General features: G+C 70.4%; 14 protein-coding genes. 6 read left to right on the top strand and 8 right to left on the bottom strand.

What is annotated here, in order from left to right:
* On the bottom strand, nucleotides 1-1,107 hold the full coding sequence (locus ACWDEX_RS23050) for a ferritin-like domain-containing protein (RefSeq protein ID WP_450465682.1): 1,107 nt from the start codon (nucleotides 1,105-1,107) through the stop codon (nucleotides 1-3).
* Nucleotides 1,108-1,241: 134 nt separating this feature from the next.
* On the opposite strand from ACWDEX_RS23050, the gene ACWDEX_RS23045 reads away from it, so the two are divergent.
* The 4 genes from ACWDEX_RS23045 (at nucleotide 1,242) to ACWDEX_RS23030 (ending at nucleotide 4,699) form a co-directional block, all read left to right on the top strand.
* Nucleotides 1,242-2,171, top strand: a complete 930-nt coding sequence (locus ACWDEX_RS23045) for an AurF N-oxygenase family protein (RefSeq protein ID WP_450465680.1) — start codon at nucleotides 1,242-1,244, stop codon at nucleotides 2,169-2,171.
* A 172-nt stretch (nucleotides 2,172-2,343) separates the two neighbouring features.
* Complete coding sequence (locus ACWDEX_RS23040) at nucleotides 2,344-3,102, top strand: TetR/AcrR family transcriptional regulator (protein WP_450465678.1); 759 nt, start codon at nucleotides 2,344-2,346, stop codon at nucleotides 3,100-3,102.
* 16 nt (nucleotides 3,103-3,118) lie between these two features.
* Nucleotides 3,119-3,433, top strand: a complete 315-nt coding sequence (locus tag ACWDEX_RS23035; RefSeq protein ID WP_450465676.1) for a hypothetical protein — start codon at nucleotides 3,119-3,121, stop codon at nucleotides 3,431-3,433.
* Nucleotides 3,434-3,535: 102 nt separating this feature from the next.
* Complete coding sequence (locus ACWDEX_RS23030; RefSeq protein WP_450465674.1) at nucleotides 3,536-4,699, top strand: NlpC/P60 family protein; 1,164 nt, start codon at nucleotides 3,536-3,538, stop codon at nucleotides 4,697-4,699.
* On the opposite strand, the gene ACWDEX_RS23025 is transcribed toward ACWDEX_RS23030, so the two are convergent.
* The 5 genes from ACWDEX_RS23025 to ACWDEX_RS23005 are packed head-to-tail and all read right to left on the bottom strand — an operon-like array spanning nucleotide 4,660 to nucleotide 10,432.
* The gene (locus ACWDEX_RS23025) at nucleotides 4,660-5,910 is read right to left on the bottom strand and encodes a styrene monooxygenase/indole monooxygenase family protein (protein WP_450465672.1); all 1,251 of its coding nucleotides are present in this window, start codon (nucleotides 5,908-5,910) and stop codon (nucleotides 4,660-4,662) included. The two genes, ACWDEX_RS23030 and ACWDEX_RS23025, sit on opposite strands and share 40 nt — an antisense overlap.
* A gap of 14 nt (nucleotides 5,911-5,924) precedes the next feature.
* Complete coding sequence (locus ACWDEX_RS23020; RefSeq protein ID WP_450465670.1) at nucleotides 5,925-6,572, bottom strand: GTP-binding protein; 648 nt, start codon at nucleotides 6,570-6,572, stop codon at nucleotides 5,925-5,927.
* Nucleotides 6,553-6,957 (bottom strand): DUF742 domain-containing protein, encoded by a 405-nt coding sequence (locus tag ACWDEX_RS23015; protein ID WP_450465668.1) that lies wholly within the window; start codon nucleotides 6,955-6,957, stop codon nucleotides 6,553-6,555. Before ACWDEX_RS23015 ends, ACWDEX_RS23020 begins: the two co-directional genes overlap by 20 nt.
* Nucleotides 6,954-7,457: a roadblock/LC7 domain-containing protein gene (locus tag ACWDEX_RS23010; RefSeq protein WP_450465666.1), complete on the bottom strand. Its 504-nt coding sequence runs from the start codon at nucleotides 7,455-7,457 to the stop codon at nucleotides 6,954-6,956. Before ACWDEX_RS23010 ends, ACWDEX_RS23015 begins: the two co-directional genes overlap by 4 nt.
* Nucleotides 7,454-10,432 carry a nitrate- and nitrite sensing domain-containing protein gene (locus tag ACWDEX_RS23005; protein ID WP_450465664.1) on the bottom strand — a complete coding sequence of 993 codons (2,979 nt, stop codon included), beginning with the start codon at nucleotides 10,430-10,432 and terminating at the stop codon, nucleotides 7,454-7,456. The genes ACWDEX_RS23010 and ACWDEX_RS23005 overlap by 4 nt, the downstream gene beginning before the upstream one ends.
* Before the next feature lie 371 nt (nucleotides 10,433-10,803).
* Here ACWDEX_RS23005 and ACWDEX_RS23000 point away from each other — a divergent pair, with 371 nt between their 5' ends.
* Entirely contained in the window at nucleotides 10,804-11,592 is a 789-nt protein-coding gene (locus ACWDEX_RS23000) for a protein phosphatase 2C domain-containing protein (protein WP_450465662.1), read from the top strand.
* A 23-nt stretch (nucleotides 11,593-11,615) separates the two neighbouring features.
* Here the strand turns inward: ACWDEX_RS23000 and ACWDEX_RS22995 are convergent, their stop codons facing one another.
* The gene (locus tag ACWDEX_RS22995; RefSeq protein WP_450465661.1) at nucleotides 11,616-12,122 is read right to left on the bottom strand and encodes a MarR family winged helix-turn-helix transcriptional regulator; all 507 of its coding nucleotides are present in this window, start codon (nucleotides 12,120-12,122) and stop codon (nucleotides 11,616-11,618) included.
* A 269-nt stretch (nucleotides 12,123-12,391) separates the two neighbouring features.
* Between ACWDEX_RS22995 and ACWDEX_RS22990 the strand changes: the two genes are divergently transcribed.
* A complete protein-coding gene (locus ACWDEX_RS22990) occupies nucleotides 12,392-13,210 on the top strand; it encodes a lysozyme (RefSeq protein WP_450465660.1) in 819 nt (272 codons plus the stop codon).
* 259 nt (nucleotides 13,211-13,469) lie between these two features.
* On the opposite strand, the gene lon is transcribed toward ACWDEX_RS22990, so the two are convergent.
* Nucleotides 13,470-15,887, bottom strand: coding sequence for an endopeptidase La (gene lon, locus ACWDEX_RS22985; protein WP_450465659.1), 2,418 nt, complete (start codon nucleotides 15,885-15,887; stop codon nucleotides 13,470-13,472).
* Between the last annotated feature and the right edge of the window lie 12 nt (nucleotides 15,888-15,899).

The raw sequence follows: 15,899 nt of genomic DNA, 5'->3' as shown, positions 1-15,899 counted from the left end.
TCACTTGTCCTCCCCCGCCTCGATCGTCTCCCCCACCTCCGCGACACGGGCCTTCTCCTCCGCGGCGAAGCGTTCCGCGTCCAGTTTCTCGGCCAACTCCTCGTCCTGGGTCATCAGCAGGTCCAGGTTCGAGTCGCCCATCTCGAAGACGCCCATGTCGACGTACGCCCGCTGGAGACGTTCGCCCCACAGGCCGATGTCCTTCACGCAGGGGACGATGCGGCTGAACAGCAACTGCCGGAAGAGCTGGAGGAAGGGGGACTTCTCGCTGAGTTCCTGCGCCTGAGCCCGGGGGATGCCGAAGTTCTCCAGCACCTCCTCCCCACGCAGGCGGTCCCGCATCAGGTAGCAGCCCTCGATGACGAACTCCTCGCGTTCGCGCAGTTCCGCGTCCGTGAGCTGCTTGTAATAGTCACGCAGGGCCATGCGGCCGAAGGCCACGTGCCGGGCCTCGTCCTGCATGACGTACGCGAGGATCTGCTTCGGCAGCGGCTTGTCCGTGGTGTCGCGGATCATGCCGAAGGCCGCCAGCGCCAGGCCCTCGATGAGTACCTGCATACCGAGGTAGGGCATGTCCCAGCGGCTGTCCCGGAGCGTGTCCTCGAGGAGCGAGCGCAGGTTGTCGTTGATCGGGTAGACCGTCCCGATCTTCTCGTGCAGGAAGCGGGCGTAGATCTCCGCGTGCCGCGCCTCGTCCATCGTCTGGGTCGCCGAGTAGAACTTCGCGTCCAGGTCGGGGACGGACTCCACGATCCGGGCGGCGCACACCATCGCGCCCTGCTCGCCGTGCAGGAACTGGCTGAACTGCCAGGAGGCGAAGTGCCTGCGCAGCTCGCCCTTGTCCCGGTCGGTCATCTTCGCCCAGTACGGCGTCTCGTAGAGGGCCAATGCGTCGTCGGGCGCGCCGAGCGGGTCGTACGGGTCGACCTCCAGGTCCCAGTCGATCCGCTTCTGCCCGTCCCACTGCTTGTCCTTGCCCTTCTGGTAGAGGGCAAGCAGCCGGTCGCGTCCGTCGTCGTACTCCCAGCTGAAACGGGCCGCGCCGCTCGCGGGCACCTGCCAGAGGGGATCTCCCGGGTCGTTGGCGTACACCTCGTAGGTCGGCATGCAATCCACGCTCACACGCAGTAGACGGGCCGTCAACAAGTGGCGCGCGGGGGATTGACGTCCTTACTGACACGCAGTCTCATAAGGCGTGACCGCCGGCAACCGGCGTCCCGTTCGACAAGGTGAGGACAGCGATGACGACCGTGACGGAAGCCGATGTGCTGCGCGACGCGCTCGGTCTGCTCAAGGACCGGGAGCAGGTGGCCGAGCGACTGCTCGTCTCTTCCGCCAAGCACTCCTTCGACCCGGACAAGGAACTGGACTGGGACGCGCCCTACGAGGACGGCAAGTGGTTCTGGCCGCCGGAGCTGGTGTCGCTCTACGACACGCCGCTGTGGAAGCGGATGGGCGAGGAGCAGCGGATCCTGCTCTCCCAGCACGAGGCCGCGGCGCTCGCCTCGCTCGGCATCTGGTTCGAGATCATCCTGATGCAGTTGCTGATCCGGCACGTCTACGACAAGGCGGCGACGAGCGCCCACGTGCGGTACGCGCTGACCGAGATCGAGGACGAGTGCCGGCACTCCAAGATGTTCGCGCGGCTGATAGCGCACGGCGGAACACCCTGGTACCCGGTGAGCCGGGTACATCAGAACCTGGGCCGTCTCTTCAAGACGATCTCGACCACACCCGGATCCTTCACCGCCACGCTCCTCGGCGAGGAGGTGCTGGACTGGATGCAGCGGCTGACGTTCCCCGACGAGCGGGTGCAGCCGCTGATCCGCGGGGTCACGCGCATCCATGTCGTCGAGGAGGCGCGGCACGTGCGCTACGCCCGCGAAGAGCTGCGCCGCCAGATGCTGACCGCTCCGCGGTGGTCGCGGGAGTTCACGCGGGTCACCTCCGGTGAGTTCGCACGGGTGTTCTCGGTGGCGTTCGTGAATCCCGAGGTGTACACGAACGTGGGCCTGGACAAGCGGGAGGCCATGGCCCAGGTGAAGGCGAGCGGCCACCGCCGGGAGGTCATGCAGACGGGCGCGAAGAAGCTGACGGACTTCCTGGACGACATCGGGGTGCTGCAGGGCGTGGGCCGACGGCTGTGGCGGTCGTCGGGGCTGCTGGCGTGAGCGCGTCTCGACACGGGCGGGCAGCGCCGGCCCGTCGCTGGGCCCCGCTTGCGCGAAGGTGAGAGCGGGGGAAGTCCGGGGTCGAGACCGTTCGGACCGCGTCGGCCTCCGGGGGCCGGGCGCCTCGACGCCGGATGCCTCTTCCCTCGGCGGCACGATTACTCTGCGGAGCATGACCCCCGAGGCCCCCACCCGCTCGTACCGCCGGCTCAGCGTCGAGGAGCGGCGTCGTCAGCTACTCGACGCCGCGCTGTCCCTCTTCGCGCACCGCGCCCCCGAGGAGGTCTCGCTGGACGACGTGGCCGAGGTGGCCGGGGTCTCCCGCCCGCTCGTGTACCGCTACTTCCCCGGCGGCAAGCAGCAGTTGTACGAGGCCGCCCTGCGCTCCGCCGCAGACGAGCTCCAGCAGTGCTTCGCCGAGCCCCCACAGGGGCCGCTCACCCGGCGCCTGAGCCGGGCCCTGGACCGCTACCTCGCCTTCGTCGGCCGGCACGACGCCGGCTTCAGCGCCCTGCTCCAGGGCGGCAGCGTGGTCGAGACGTCCCGCACCACCGCCATCGTGGACGGGGTGCGCCGGGCCGCCGTCGAACACATCCTCAGCCATCTCGGGGTCGAGGAGCCGGGCCCCCGGCTGCGGATGACCGTACGGACGTGGATCACCGCCGTCGAGGCCGCCTCCCTGATCTGGCTCGACGAGGACCAGCAGCCGCCGGTCGACGAGCTGCGGGACTGGCTCGTGGACCAGTTCACGGCCGCCCTGGTGGCCACCGCCAGACGCGACGCGCAGACCGCGGCGGTGGTACGCGACGCACTGGCCCTGGAGAGCGCCAGGAGAACGCTCGGCGCACTGGTGCGACGCGTGCTCCCGGCGGTCGGCGACGCGGACCACCTGCCGCACCCCGGCACCGCACACCGGGCACCGGGTGCGTGAGGGGGACACTGGTGCTGTGAAGAGCCAAGACACCCCGTTCGTGGGCGGGCCCCTGGACGGGCGCGTCCTGCCGGTGCTGGTCGGTCCGACCGGCCACCCGCCGAAGACGTACCGCGTCCCGGTCCCCGACGCGGCCGGTGGTCCGCCCACCGTTCTCGTCTACCGACGTGTCCAGGCGGGCCACAGCCCCCGGCTCGGTCTGCCCCTGGGCTGGAGGTACGAGTACGACCCCGAGGGGGACAGCGGCGGCCGTCCGCGGTGGCCCTGGTCCAGGCCGCGCCCGAATCCAGGCGCCACGCCGGGCGGCCGACAGGACGCCGCCGACGAGTGAGGTCCTTGGGCCGAACCGACCACTCGGTGAGCGACCACGGTTCCTTCAGTTCATCATTCCGGTGCGAGGTGGACCCACCACCCCCGCCTCGGAGGTGATGACATGTCAGACGCACTGCTCCGCCTGGTCTGCACGGCGGCGGTGACCGCGTCGGCGGTACTCGTCCCCGCCCCCGCTGTCGCCGCCCCGGCCCCGGACACCAGCTCGGCGAAACAACCGGACACCCGCTCGGCCCGCCAGCTACTGACCGAACTTCAGACGCTCTACCGACAGGCCGAGAAGGCCACCGAGACCTACAACGGCACAGCCGAGAAGCTGAAGAAGCAGCGGGCCGAGTTCGCACGGCTCGACCAGAAGCTCTCCCAGGCCCGGCGCGCCCTGCGCAGCAGCCGCAGCGAGGTGGGCCGGCTCGCCCGGCAGCAGTACCAGAGCAGCACGGACATCTCCCCGTACGTACGCCTGCTGCTCGCCCGAGACCCGCAGCACGCGCTCGACCAAAGCCATGTGATCGGGCAACTGGCACGCAAGCAGGCCGAGAGCGTGGAACAGCTGACCGGCACCGAGAAGCACGCCGACCACCTGGCCGGCAAGGCACGCAAGGCCCTCGACGAGCAGATCACCCTGACGGGACGGCAGAAGAAGCAGCATGACGACATCCAGCGGCGGCTGAAGGACGTCGAGAAGCTGCTCGCCTCGCTCAGCGCCGGACAGCTCGCCGAGCTGGCCGCCTTCGAACGCGACGGGGCCGCCGCCGCGCAGAAGAGATTCCTGGCGTCCGGTGCCCTCAGTGACACCCGCCCGCCGACCGAGATGGGCGACAAGGCCCTGCGCTACGCCGTCGAGCAGATCGGAAAGCCGTACCAGTGGGGCGGTGCGGGCCCGAAATCGTACGACTGCTCGGGGCTGACCTCGCAGGCCTGGGTGCATGCGGGGCGGGCCATCCCGCGCACCAGCCAGGAGCAGTGGGCCCAGTTGCCGCATGTTCCGCTGACGGAGCTGCGCCCCGGGGACCTCGTCATCTACTTCCCCGAGGCCACACACGTGGCCCTCTATATCGGCGACGGCATGGTCGTCCAGGCGCCACGGCCGGGGACACGGATCAAGGTGTCCCCGATCGCGGCCAACCCGGTGCTCGGAGCCGTACGCCCGGACCCCGGCGGACAGCCCCTGCGCTCCTACGCACCGCCGACGCTCCCCCGTGGGTCGTCGAACGGCTCGGACACGGGCTACTCGGTGGCGGCGGCGCCCGCGACCGACGCCAGATAGGCCTCCGCCTTGTCCGGCTCGAAGAAGAAGTTCTCGAAGTCGGCCGGGTCGTCGAAGCCGTTGGCGAAGCGGTCGGCCACCGGCTGGAGCGCGCCCGCCGCGCCGATCAGGTTGAGAACGTGCTCCGGCGGTGCCCCGAGCATCGCGTTCGTCCACTTGGTGACGTGCCGGGCCGTGTCCCAGTAGCGGTCGAAGGTCTGCTCCATCCAGGCCTCGTCGAACTCCTTGTCGCCGTGTTCGAGGATCGAGTCGAGGTACGCGGCGGCGCACTTGGACGCCGAGTTGGAGCCCTGACCGGTGATCGGGTCGTTCGCGACGACGACATCGGCCACGCCCAGGACCAGGCCGCCACCGGGAAGACGGCCGATCGGGTTGCGCACGGTGGGGGCGTACCGCCCCGACAGGGTGCCGCCCGCGTCGGTCAGCTCCACCTTGGTGGCCCGCGCGTACTCCCACGGCGTGAACCGCTCCATGAGGTCGAGCGTCAGGGAGAGGTGCTCCGCGGGGTCCCGGATCCCCTGGAAGGCGTCGACCGGGCCGCCGGGGACGCCCTCCCAGAACAGGATGTCGGCGCGGCCGGACAGGGTCAGGGTCGGCATGACGAAGAGCTCGCCGACGCCCGGGACCAGGTTGCAGCGGACCGCGTCGAACTCCGGGTGCTCCGGGCGGGGGCCCAGGCCATGGACATAGGCGACCGCGAGGGCACGCTGCGGTTCGCTGTACGGGGAGCGCGAGGCGTCACGGCCGAACATCGACACCAGCTCGCCCTTGCCCGCCGACACCAGCACCAGGTCGTAGGCGCGGGAGAAGTAGTCGAGGTCGGAGACCGTCGCACCGTGGATGACCGACTGGCCGCCGCGCTGTGTGAACGCGTCCATCCAGCCGGCCATCTTCACGCGCTGGTCCACGGACTGCGCGTACCCGCCCTCGAACATGCCCACCCAGTCGACGGCACGCTGGGACTCCGGTCCGGCGACGGACACGCCGAGTCCCTGGATCCTCGGGGCCTGGGACTCCCAGAAGTTGAGCTGGAGGTCACGCTCGTGCTGCAGGGCGGTGTGGAACATGCACTGTGTCGACATGACCCGGCCCGTGCGGATCTCGTCCGCGGTCCGGTTGGACATCAGGGTGACCTCGTACCCGTGCGACTGGAGGCCGAGAGCCAGTTGGAGCCCGGACTGGCCGGCTCCGACGACGAGTATCTTCCGCATGTGGGTGGTGCTCCTCACTCGGGGGTGACGTCGAGCGCGTGGCCGACGAGGGCCAGGAGGGTCTCGACCGCCGAGATCCGGCGGCGCGCGTCCATGATCATGACAGGTATATGCGCGGGAATCGTGAGGGCGTCGCGCACATCCTCGGGATCGAACAGTTCGCTGCCGTCGAAGTGGTTGACCGCGACCACGTAGGGCATCCCGCTGCTCTCGAAGTAGTCGAGCGCCGGGAAGCAGTCCTCGAGCCGCCGGGTGTCGGCCAGGACGATCGCGCCGATCGCGCCACGGACCAGGTCGTCCCACATGAACCAGAACCGCTGCTGGCCCGGCGTGCCGAACAGGTAGAGCACCAGGTCGTCGCCGAGCGTGATGCGGCCGAAGTCCATGGCCACGGTCGTGGTGACCTTGTCCGGCGTCTCGCTGAGGTCGTCGGTCCCCTCACTGGCCGCGGTCATCACCGCCTCCGTCTGGAGGGGTGTGATCTCCGAGACGGCGGTCACCAGCGTGGTCTTGCCGACGCCGAACCCGCCCGCCACCACGATCTTCGTCGCGATCGGGGCACGCGTGCGGTCCGTCTGCCAGGCCTGCAGGGGCTCCTGCTCATCCAGGTCGACGGGGGGCGGGGAGACGCCCGGGGAGGCGTCAGAGACGACGGAGTCCACTCAGCACCCTTTCCAGCAGAGCGCGGTCCGGCTGTCCGGGGCCGTGACCGGTTCCGTACACACGGATCATTCCTTGGTCCGCGAGGTCGCTCAGGAGCACACGAACCACCCCGAGCGGCATTCTCAGCAGCGCGGCGATCTCCGCCACCGTGCGCATACGGCGGCAGAGTTCGACGATGGCCTGCGCCTCGGGCATCACCCGGTTGCCAGGTGCGCGATTCGTCAGCTCCCGCCGTTCCTCCGGGGCCTCCAGGGCCGCCACGAAGGTTTCGACGAGGAGGACATGGCCGAAGCGGGTGCGTCCGCCGGTGAGCGAATAGGGGCGCACTCGGGCGGGCTTGCGGTCGCCGCCGCGCACCGGAAGCTTCTTCTGCGTACCGCTCACCGGGTGTTCCCCGCCGCCTCGGCCTCCAGGGACTGGCGCAGCTCGCTGCGGAGTTCGGGCGTCAGGACATGCCCGGCGCGGCCGACGAAGAGTGCCATGTGGTACGCCACCACGCTCATGTCGCAGTCGGCGGAGCCGTGCACGCCGAGCAGCGAGCCGTCGCTGATGGACATGACGAACAGGCTGCCCTCGTCCATCGCGACCATCGTGTGCTTGACCCCGCCGAAGTCCATCAGCTTGGCGACGCCGATGGTGAGGCTGCCGATGCCGGAGACGACGGTGGCGAGGTCGGCGGAGGACCCCTTGGGGCCGCTGGGTCTCCCGTCATTGCCGGAGCGGGCTTCGACGTTCCGGCCGGGATCGGACGAGAGCAGGAGCAGACCGTCGGAGGAGACCACCGCGACCGACAGCAGTCCCGGCACCTCCTCGACCAGGTTCGTCAGCAGCCAGTGCAGGTTGCGTGCCTCACTGCTCAGTCCGAAGGTACTGGGCGCGGTCAACTGCTTGCCTCCTCGACTGTGCCCCCCGATGCTTCTACGTCCTGTGCGGTGCCTGGTGGGGCGGTATTCGGTGGAGTCGTGGGCCGGTGCGGGGCCGCCTTCGTCTCCCCCGTCCTCTCGGCGGTCTCCGCCTCGGCATGGCGGTAGCCCTCCGTGGCCCCCTGATGGAAGCCGCCGAGTCTGCGGCGCAGCGCCTCGGCGTCCACGCTCCCAGCGCGGGGCCGGGGGGCCTGAGCGGCCGCGGAGACCTTGGGGGTGCGCTTGGGGAGCCCCTTGGCGGTGAGCCGGGGGGTCTCGGGCTCCTGGGCGGGCTCGGGCTCCTGGGGCTGGGGGTTCTCGGCGGTGGGCCGCGACGCGCTTTCGTCGGGGGTGCGCTCGTGCGCGTCGGGGCCGATCGCGTACGGGTCGGTGGTGGATTGGGCGGGGATATGGGCGGCGGGAGCGGGGTCCTCGTCCTGGTGGGGAGCGGGGTCCTCGTCCTGAAGGGGAGAGTGTTCCGAGTCCGTGTGTGCGGCGGGATCCGTGTCCCGCATCACCGGCGCGAAGAGCTCCATCGTGGTCTCGGAGGACGCCTCGGGCTCCGCAACGGTCTCGGCGGGGGCCTTTGTGGCGGCCTCCACCGCCTCCGGCGCTTCCCCGGACTCCCCGGGCTCACCGGCCGAGTCCGCCACCTCGGCCCCGGTCGAGCCGGTCCCCGACTCCTCGGCGGAGTCGGAGTGCTCTCGCAGGGCCTGTTCGGCCGCCACGATCAGCGGGTCCTCGTCGCCCTGCGGCTCCTGGACGGTAATCCGCGCACGGGCTCTCAGGACGTTCGAGTTGGCCTCCGCGTCGGCGCCGGGCAGCGACAGCGAGGACGTTCCGGCCACGACCGGGCCCGAGGTGGGGACGGCCGCCGTCGGGGCGGCGGCGAGGAGGGACTTCGTCAGCACGACGACCGCCGCGACGCCGCCCTGCTTCTGCTCGCGCAACTCGACCCGGACGCCGTGCCGGTGGGCGAGTCGGGCCACCACGTACAGGCCGAGTCCGAGGCCCTCGTCGCTCTCCTGGTCGTACGGCGCGTTCGGCTCGAAGTCGGCGAGCCGGGCGTTCAGCCGGCTCATCCGGTCCTCGGACATGCCGATGCCCTCGTCCTGGACGGAGAGCATCAACTCGCCGTTCTCCCGAAGCCAGCCGGAGACCTCGACAGGGACGTCCGGCGGCGTGAACGAGGTGGCGTTCTCCAGGAGTTCGGCAACCAGGTGCGAGAGGTCGTCGGCGGCAAAGCCCACGACATGGGCGTGCCTCGGCAGCGCGCCGACGCGGACGCGCTCGTACCGCTCGATCTCGCTGACCGCGGCGCGTACGACGTCGACGAGCGGCACGGGCCCCGCGTGCTGCTGGACGTGCTCGGCGCCGGCCAGGACGAGGAGGTTCTCGCTGTGGCGACGCATGACCGTGGCCAAGTGGTCGAGCCGGAAGAGTGTGGAGAGGCGCTCCGGATCCTGCTCCCGCTCCTCCATGCTTTCGATGACGGCGAGTTGCCGGTCGATCAGGCCTACGGTACGCAGGGCGAGGTTGACGAACGTCGCGTAGGCGTTGTGCCGGACCTGCCCCAGGTGGCTGGCGGCGTCGGCGAGTTCGGTGCGGAGCTTCTCCCGCTCGTCGGCCATGGTCTGGCGCTGGCCGACGAGGTGCTTGCGGTCGGCCTCCAGAGTCGACAGCCGCTCCTGGAGCCCTACGGCGTGCGCGTGCAGGGCGTTGACGGAGCGGACGACCTGGGCGAACTCGTCGTTGCGACCGGTGAACTTCACCGGCTCCTCGGCGGCCGGGTCGCCGGCCACGCGGGCCGATCCGAGGCGCAGGACGGCGAGTGGACGAGTGAGGCTGCGTGCCATGGCCATGGCGATACCGACGGCGACGAGCAGGAGCGCGCCGAGGACGGCGATCCGGATCTCCAGCGCGGTGACATCGTCGTCGCGCAGCTGTGCGAGCTGCTTGCCGCGGGCCTCGTAGAGCGAGGACTCGACGCCGCGCATCAGGTCGACGCGGGCGGAGAGGGCGGCCTCGACCTTCTTGGTGCTGTAGCCGAGTTCGGCGTCGGAGAGCGTGGGCTGATCGGTGAGGGCCGCGAGGTACTTCTCGGCAGAGGTGACCTCGGAGCCGGTGATGGTGGAGTCGTAGGCGCTCTTGGCCGCCGGGGGCGCGGTGTCGCGGAAGTCGGCGATCGCCGCGTCGGAGCGGACGGCGGCCTGCTGGGCGGCGGCGGTGAGAGCGTCGCGCCGTTTGGTGTCGGCTTCCGAGGAGACGCTGGTGGTGGTCGGCAGACCGGTGATCGGGCTGTACGTGATCTGGGTGGTGCGCGGGACGTTCAGGGCGGCGAGGAGCAGTCCGCGGGCGGCGGCCGACTGCTGTACGGCGCTGTCGAGTTCGGCGAGGGCGTGGGCGCCGACGCCTGCCCGTGGCGGCATCTTCTCGGCCAGGTCCACGGCGAGGGCGTGAAGTTCGGCAATCGCGGTGGAGTACTCCCGGTGCGCCTCAAGAGCGGTGCTCTTTCCGGTGAGTGCCGCTCTCCGTACGGTGGCCACGTCGTCGAGCCCCTTGCGCAGCGACGCGGAGATGTCCTGATCGGCGCGCAGGTCCTCGATCTGCCGGTCGACACGGGCGCTCTGTTGCTCGGCGGGCGCCTTGGACTTGGGGCGCCCGGCGGCCACGTACGAGGTGACCGCGTCACGCTCGTCGGCCAGCGAGTGGGCGAGCACGAGCGCGTCACGGGTCTGCTCGGTGAGCGTCACCAGGTTCTGGGAGTCGTTCAGTTGTCCCGAGGCGGCAATGATGCTCGGCGCCCCGGCACCCACGATCGCGGCGGCGACCACGGCCACCGCGACGATCAGGCGATTGCGGACATGGGCGGGGCGGCCGCTGCCCGCGGACTCGGACGAGGCACCCTGCTCGGGACCTGTCTGCCTGCCTGTGCGCCGAGGCCGCATCTTCTGCACCGGTGCTCGCAATCCTGACTCGTATACCCATGGGCCCGGGGTGACGGCCTGTCAACTGGGCTGTCGTCCGGTACGTCGGCTTCCGACCCTTCCAGTGCCAGTGGGCGGTGATCCCACTTCCCCCCGACCCGCCACCCGAAGGAGTGAACCCCGGCGGGGAGTTGGCGGGCAAGTCCTTCCGACTTGTGCCGGGGCCTTGCGCGGCGGGCCGGTTGGACGTCGGCGGCACACTTTGGCAGTATTCGCCGCCGCGCCTCACCGGAACTAAGCATTCCATACCAAATCAGGCACGTGACCTGCCGGGCCACACCCACGCACCGACCTCCGACGGCCTTTACGGACCTCGTGAAGGGCTCGTGCAGACTGGCCGGATGCGTACTGAACTGATTTCCGAGCCCGGCGACCCGGCACGCCCCAACGAGGACTTCGCCGCACTCGCGCTTCCGGCTTCAGGGCAGGGCGGGACACTGATCGTCCTGGACGGGGTGACTCCACCCCAAGGCGGCGACGGCTGTCTGCACTCCGTCTCCTGGTTCTGCGCACAACTCGGCGGAGCACTGACCGAACTGTCCGTTTCCCGCAGGGACCTGACGCTTCCGGAGATTCTCTCCCGGGCCGTTCGTCGCGCCGCCGAGGCTCACGCGGACACCTGTGACCTTTCTCACCCACGCACCCCCCAGGCGACGGTGGTCCTCGCCCGCTGGTCCGAGACGGTGGTGGAGTACCTGGTCCTCTCCGACTCGGCCCTGCTGTGCGAGGCTCCCGACGGCACGGTCACCGCCCTCCTGGACGACCGTCTGGCCCGCGTCCCGCGCGCCTGTCTGGCGACGGACGCGATCGCGGACGCCACGGTCCGCAACAAGGAGGGCGGCTTCTTCACGGCCGCCGCGGACCCCTCCGTCGCGGCCCGCGCGGTCACGGGCGAGCTGCCGCGCAGCGCGGTGCGCGCCCTCGTGGCACTGACGGACGGCGCGACCCGCTGGACGGAGACGTTCCACGAGGGCGACTGGGAGAACCTGTTCACCATCGTGCGCAAGGAGGGTGCGGCAGCCCTGGTGGAGCGCGTGCGGGCCCTGGAGTCGGCCGACCGCGAGACGCGGGTGCACCTGGGCCGCAGCAAGACGCACGACGACGCGACAGTGGTGTACGTGGAACCGTGAGGGGCCGGCCGCCTCCGTTTCGCCTACTTCTCCATGCTCAGGTTCAACTGACTGAGCAGGCGCGCCAGCTCGGCGACCTCGTAACGGTCCCAGTCGGACAGTTTGCGCACGTACCGCGCCCGGCGCGCCTCGCGCACACTTCCGACGCGGCCGCGGCCCTCCTCGGTGAGGTGGACCAGCCACGCCCGGCCGTCCGCCGGGTCGGGCTCGCGGGCCACCAGGCCCAGCTCCTCCAGGGCGCGCAGCTGACGGGACATGGTCGCCTTGCCGACACCGATGTAGGCCGCGAGTTCCGTCGCGCGCTGACGGCCGCACTCGTCGAGGCGGACCAGGAGTCCGTACGCGGCCGACTCCAGATCGGGATGGACCTCGCGAGCCATCTCGCCCTGGCTGGCGCGGGCCCGACGCAGGAACACCGTCAGCTCACGTTCCAGGGAGAGGAATTCCCGGTCCGCTCCGCTGCGGTCCACACCTTCTTCCGGCCCACCGGATGGGACCGGACGCCTTTCGCCGATTCCGTCCTCGTGCACGTCAATACCCCTGCCCTGGTTTCCGATCGTAAAAGTTTTCCGCCGGACGTCGCCGCTACCACAGCTGAGTCAGTATTTCGCAGGATTAGACCAACGGCAGACCCCGGCCCCTCTTTCCAGCGCGCGGTACACGTGTCAGCTTGCTGACAGCACTGGCATGCTCACGCCATCACGGGGAGGGCCCGTACCCTCCGCGCACCCGGCACGAGCCCGCCGGCGCACCGAGCGTTCCCCCCACCGAGCTCCACCGAGCCACTCGGAGGCACGTCATGCTCGTGCACAGACCCGGATCGGTCCGGCGCCCGCGCCTGTTCGCGGCCGGACTTCTGCTCGTCGCGTTCTCCCTCCTGTTCTCCCTCCCGGCCCACGCCGCCGACACCCCGACACGCGGCTCCGCCACCATGGGCATGGGCGTTCTGGCGCACGACGGCCAGAACGGCACGCCCAGCGGCGCGGACGCCACCCAGACCGAAGGCGTCGACGTCTCCGGCTACCAGGGCAACGTGGCCTGGTCGACCCTGTGGAACAGCGGGGTCAAGTGGGCCTACACCAAGGCGACGGAGGGGACGTACTACACGAACCCCTACTTCGCCCAGCAGTACAACGGCTCCTACAACATCGGCATGATCCGCGGCGCCTACCACTTCGCGACCCCGGACACCACGAGCGGCGCCACCCAGGCCAACTACTTCGTCGACCACGGCGGCGGCTGGTCCAAGGACGGCAAGACCCTTCCCGGCGTGCTCGACATCGAGTGGAACCCTTACGGCGCCGCCTGCTACGGCAAGTCGGCGAGCGCGATGGTGAGCTGGATCGCCGACTTCATGAACACCTACAAGGCCCGCACCAGCCGCGACGCCGTGATCTACACGGCCACCAGCTGGTGGACGCAGTGCACCGGCAACTACGGCGGCTTCGCCTCCACCCACCCGCTGTGGATCGCCCGCTACGCCTCCGACCCGGGCACGCTCCCGGCCGGATGGTCGTACTACACCATGTGGCAGTACACGTCGTCAGGCCCGACGGTCGGTGACCACGACAAGTTCAACGGGGCGTTGGACCGGGTCCAGGCCCTCGCCAACGGCTAGCGCCACACCGCCCCGGCCGGGGGTCCGGAGGTCGCCCCCCGGACAAGCACAGCAACGGGGCGTTGGACCGGGTCCAGGCCCTCGCCAACGGCTAGCGCCACACCACCCCGGCCGGGGGTCCGGGGGCCGCCCCCCGGACAAGCACAGCAACGGGGCGTTGGACCGGGTCCAGGCCCTCGCCAACGGCTGACGCACCTGCGCAGGGCGAAGCCCAGGTCTCCCTCACGGGACCTGGGCCTTGCCCTTCCGGTGGCGTGCCTCAGGCCGCCACCGGAATCTCCGGCGCCGCCTCGTCGGCGGCCGGCGCGAGCGCCAGCTCCAGGACCTGGCGGACGTCCGTGACGGTGTGGACGTCCAGCTTGTCCAGTACCTCGGCCGGGACGTCGTCCAGGTCGGGCTCGTTGCGCTTCGGGATGACGACGGTCGTCACACCGGCCCGGTGTGCGGCGAGCAGCTTCTGCTTCACTCCGCCGATGGGCAGGACGCGACCGGTCAGCGACACCTCGCCCGTCATCGCCACATCCGTACGGACCAGACGGCCGGACAGGAGCGAGGCCAGCGCGGTCGTCATCGTGATGCCCGCGCTCGGGCCGTCCTTGGGGACCGCGCCCGCCGGGAAGTGAATGTGCACACCGCGGTCCTTGAGGTCGCCGACCGGCAGTTCCAGTTCGGCGCCGTGGGAGCGCAGGAAGCTCAGCGCGATCTGCGCCGACTCCTTCATCACGTCGCCGAGCTGACCGGTGAGGGTCAGGCCCGCCGCTCCCGTCTCCGGGTCGGCCAGCGACGCCTCCACATAGAGGACGTCACCGCCCGCGCCGGTGACCGCGAGACCGGTCGCCACCCCGGGGACGGCCGTGCGCCGCTCGGCCGGGTCCTGGGCGGACTCGGGCACGTGGTGCGGACGCCCGAGCAGCCCGCGCAGGTCCTCGTCCCGGACGGTGAACGGCAGTTCCCTGGCGCCCAGTTCGTGCTGGGCCGCGACCTTGCGGAGCAGCCGCGCGATCGAGCGCTCCAGGTTTCGCACGCCCGCCTCCCTGGTGTACTCGCCGGCGAGCCTGCGCAGTGCGCCCTCCTCGACGATGACCTCGTCCGCGTCCAGTCCCGCTCGCTCCAGCTGGCGCGGGAGCAGGTGGTCGCGGGCGATGACGACCTTCTCGTCCTCGGTGTAGCCGTCCAGGCGGACCAGTTCCATGCGGTCGAGCAGAGCCTCCGGGATGGCTTCGAGGACGTTCGCGGTGGCCAGGAACACCACGTCGGACAGGTCGAGTTCGACTTCCAGGTAGTGGTCCCGGAAAGTGTGGTTCTGCGCCGGGTCCAGGACCTCCAGGAGGGCCGCGGCCGGGTCGCCACGGAAGTCGGAGCCCACCTTGTCGATCTCGTCGAGCAGGACGACCGGGTTCATCGAACCGGCCTCCTTGATGGCGCGGACGATACGGCCGGGCAGCGCGCCGACATACGTACGCCGGTGGCCGCGGATCTCGGCTTCGTCGCGTACGCCGCCGAGCGCCACCCGGACGAACTCGCGCCCCATGGCGTGCGCGACCGATTTGCCCAAACTCGTCTTTCCCACACCAGGGGGCCCGACGAGCGCCAGCACGGCACCTCCGCGCCGCCCGCCGACGACACCCAGACCTCGCTCGGCGCGGCGCTTGCGCACCGCCAGGTATTCGGTGATCCGCTCCTTCACGTCCTCGAGGCCCGCGTGCTCGGCGTCCAGGACCGCCTTGGCGCCCTGGATGTCATACGCGTCCTCGCTGCGTTCGTTCCACGGCAGTTCGAGCACCGTGTCCAGCCACGTGCGGATCCACGAGCCCTCGGGCGACTGGTCGGAGGCCCGCTCCAGCTTGTCGACCTCTTTGAGGGCGGCCTCGCGGACCTTCTCGGGAAGGTCGGCGGCCTCCACGCGGGCCCGGTAGTCGTCGGACTCCTCGCCTTCCGCGGTGTCGCCGTTCAGCTGGCGCAGTTCCTTGCGGACGGCCTCCAGCTGACGGCGCAGCAGGAACTCGCGCTGCTGCTTGTCGACGCCGTCCTGGACGTCCTTGGCGATGGACTCGGCGACGTCCTGCTCGGCGAGGTGTTCGCGCAACTGCTGGGTGGCGAGCTTCAGCCGGGCCACCGGGTCGGCGGTCTGAAGGAGTTCCACCTTCTGCTCGGTGGTCAGGAAGGGTGAGTAACCGGAGTTGTCGGCGAGCGCGGAGACATCGTCGATGGCCTGGACGCGGTCCACGACCTGCCAGGCGCCGCGCTTCCTCAGCCAACTGGTGGCAAGCGCCTTGTACTCCTTGACCAGCTCGGTGACATGTCCGGGCAGCGGCTCGGGAACGGTCTCGTCGACCCGCGTCCCCTCGACCCACAGCGCGGCACCCGGTCCCGTCGTCCCGGCACCGATCCGCACCCTGCCGAGACCGCGGATCAGGGCGCCCGGGTCACCGTCGGCGAGTCGGCCGACCTGCTCGACGGTGCCGAGCACACCGGTACTCGGGTAAGCCCCGTCGATCCGAGGCACCAGGAGCACCCTCGGCTTGCCGCGTTCCGAGCGCGCGGCGGCCTGGGCGGCCTCCACCGCGGCGCGCACGTCGGCGTCGTTCAGGTCCAGCGGAACCACCATTCCGGGCAGCACGACCTCGTCGTCGAGCGGCAGCACGGGCAGAGTGAGCGGTGCGGACGTCGAAGCCATGATGTTCCCTTC

It is taken from the genome of Streptomyces sp. NPDC001020, assembly GCF_053599115.1.
Note: the sequence above shows the minus strand (reverse complement) of the source record. Positions and strands in the feature narration are given on the sequence as shown.

What these genes read in the sequence shown, in the direction of transcription:
- ACWDEX_RS23040 (WP_450465678.1), top strand. Translation starts at nt 2,344, where the DNA reads ATGACCCCCGAGGCCCCCACCCGCTCGTACCGCCGGCTCAGCGTCGAG.
- ACWDEX_RS23025 (WP_450465672.1), bottom strand. Translation starts at nt 5,910, where the DNA reads ATGCGGAAGATACTCGTCGTCGGAGCCGGCCAGTCCGGGCTCCAACTG.
- ACWDEX_RS22990 (WP_450465660.1), top strand. Translation starts at nt 12,392, where the DNA reads ATGCTCGTGCACAGACCCGGATCGGTCCGGCGCCCGCGCCTGTTCGCG.
- ACWDEX_RS23030 (WP_450465674.1), top strand. Translation starts at nt 3,536, where the DNA reads ATGTCAGACGCACTGCTCCGCCTGGTCTGCACGGCGGCGGTGACCGCG.
- ACWDEX_RS23050 (WP_450465682.1), bottom strand. Translation starts at nt 1,107, where the DNA reads ATGCCGACCTACGAGGTGTACGCCAACGACCCGGGAGATCCCCTCTGG.
- ACWDEX_RS23045 (WP_450465680.1), top strand. Translation starts at nt 1,242, where the DNA reads ATGACGACCGTGACGGAAGCCGATGTGCTGCGCGACGCGCTCGGTCTG.
- lon (WP_450465659.1), bottom strand. Translation starts at nt 15,887, where the DNA reads ATGGCTTCGACGTCCGCACCGCTCACTCTGCCCGTGCTGCCGCTCGAC.
- ACWDEX_RS23000 (WP_450465662.1), top strand. Translation starts at nt 10,804, where the DNA reads ATGCGTACTGAACTGATTTCCGAGCCCGGCGACCCGGCACGCCCCAAC.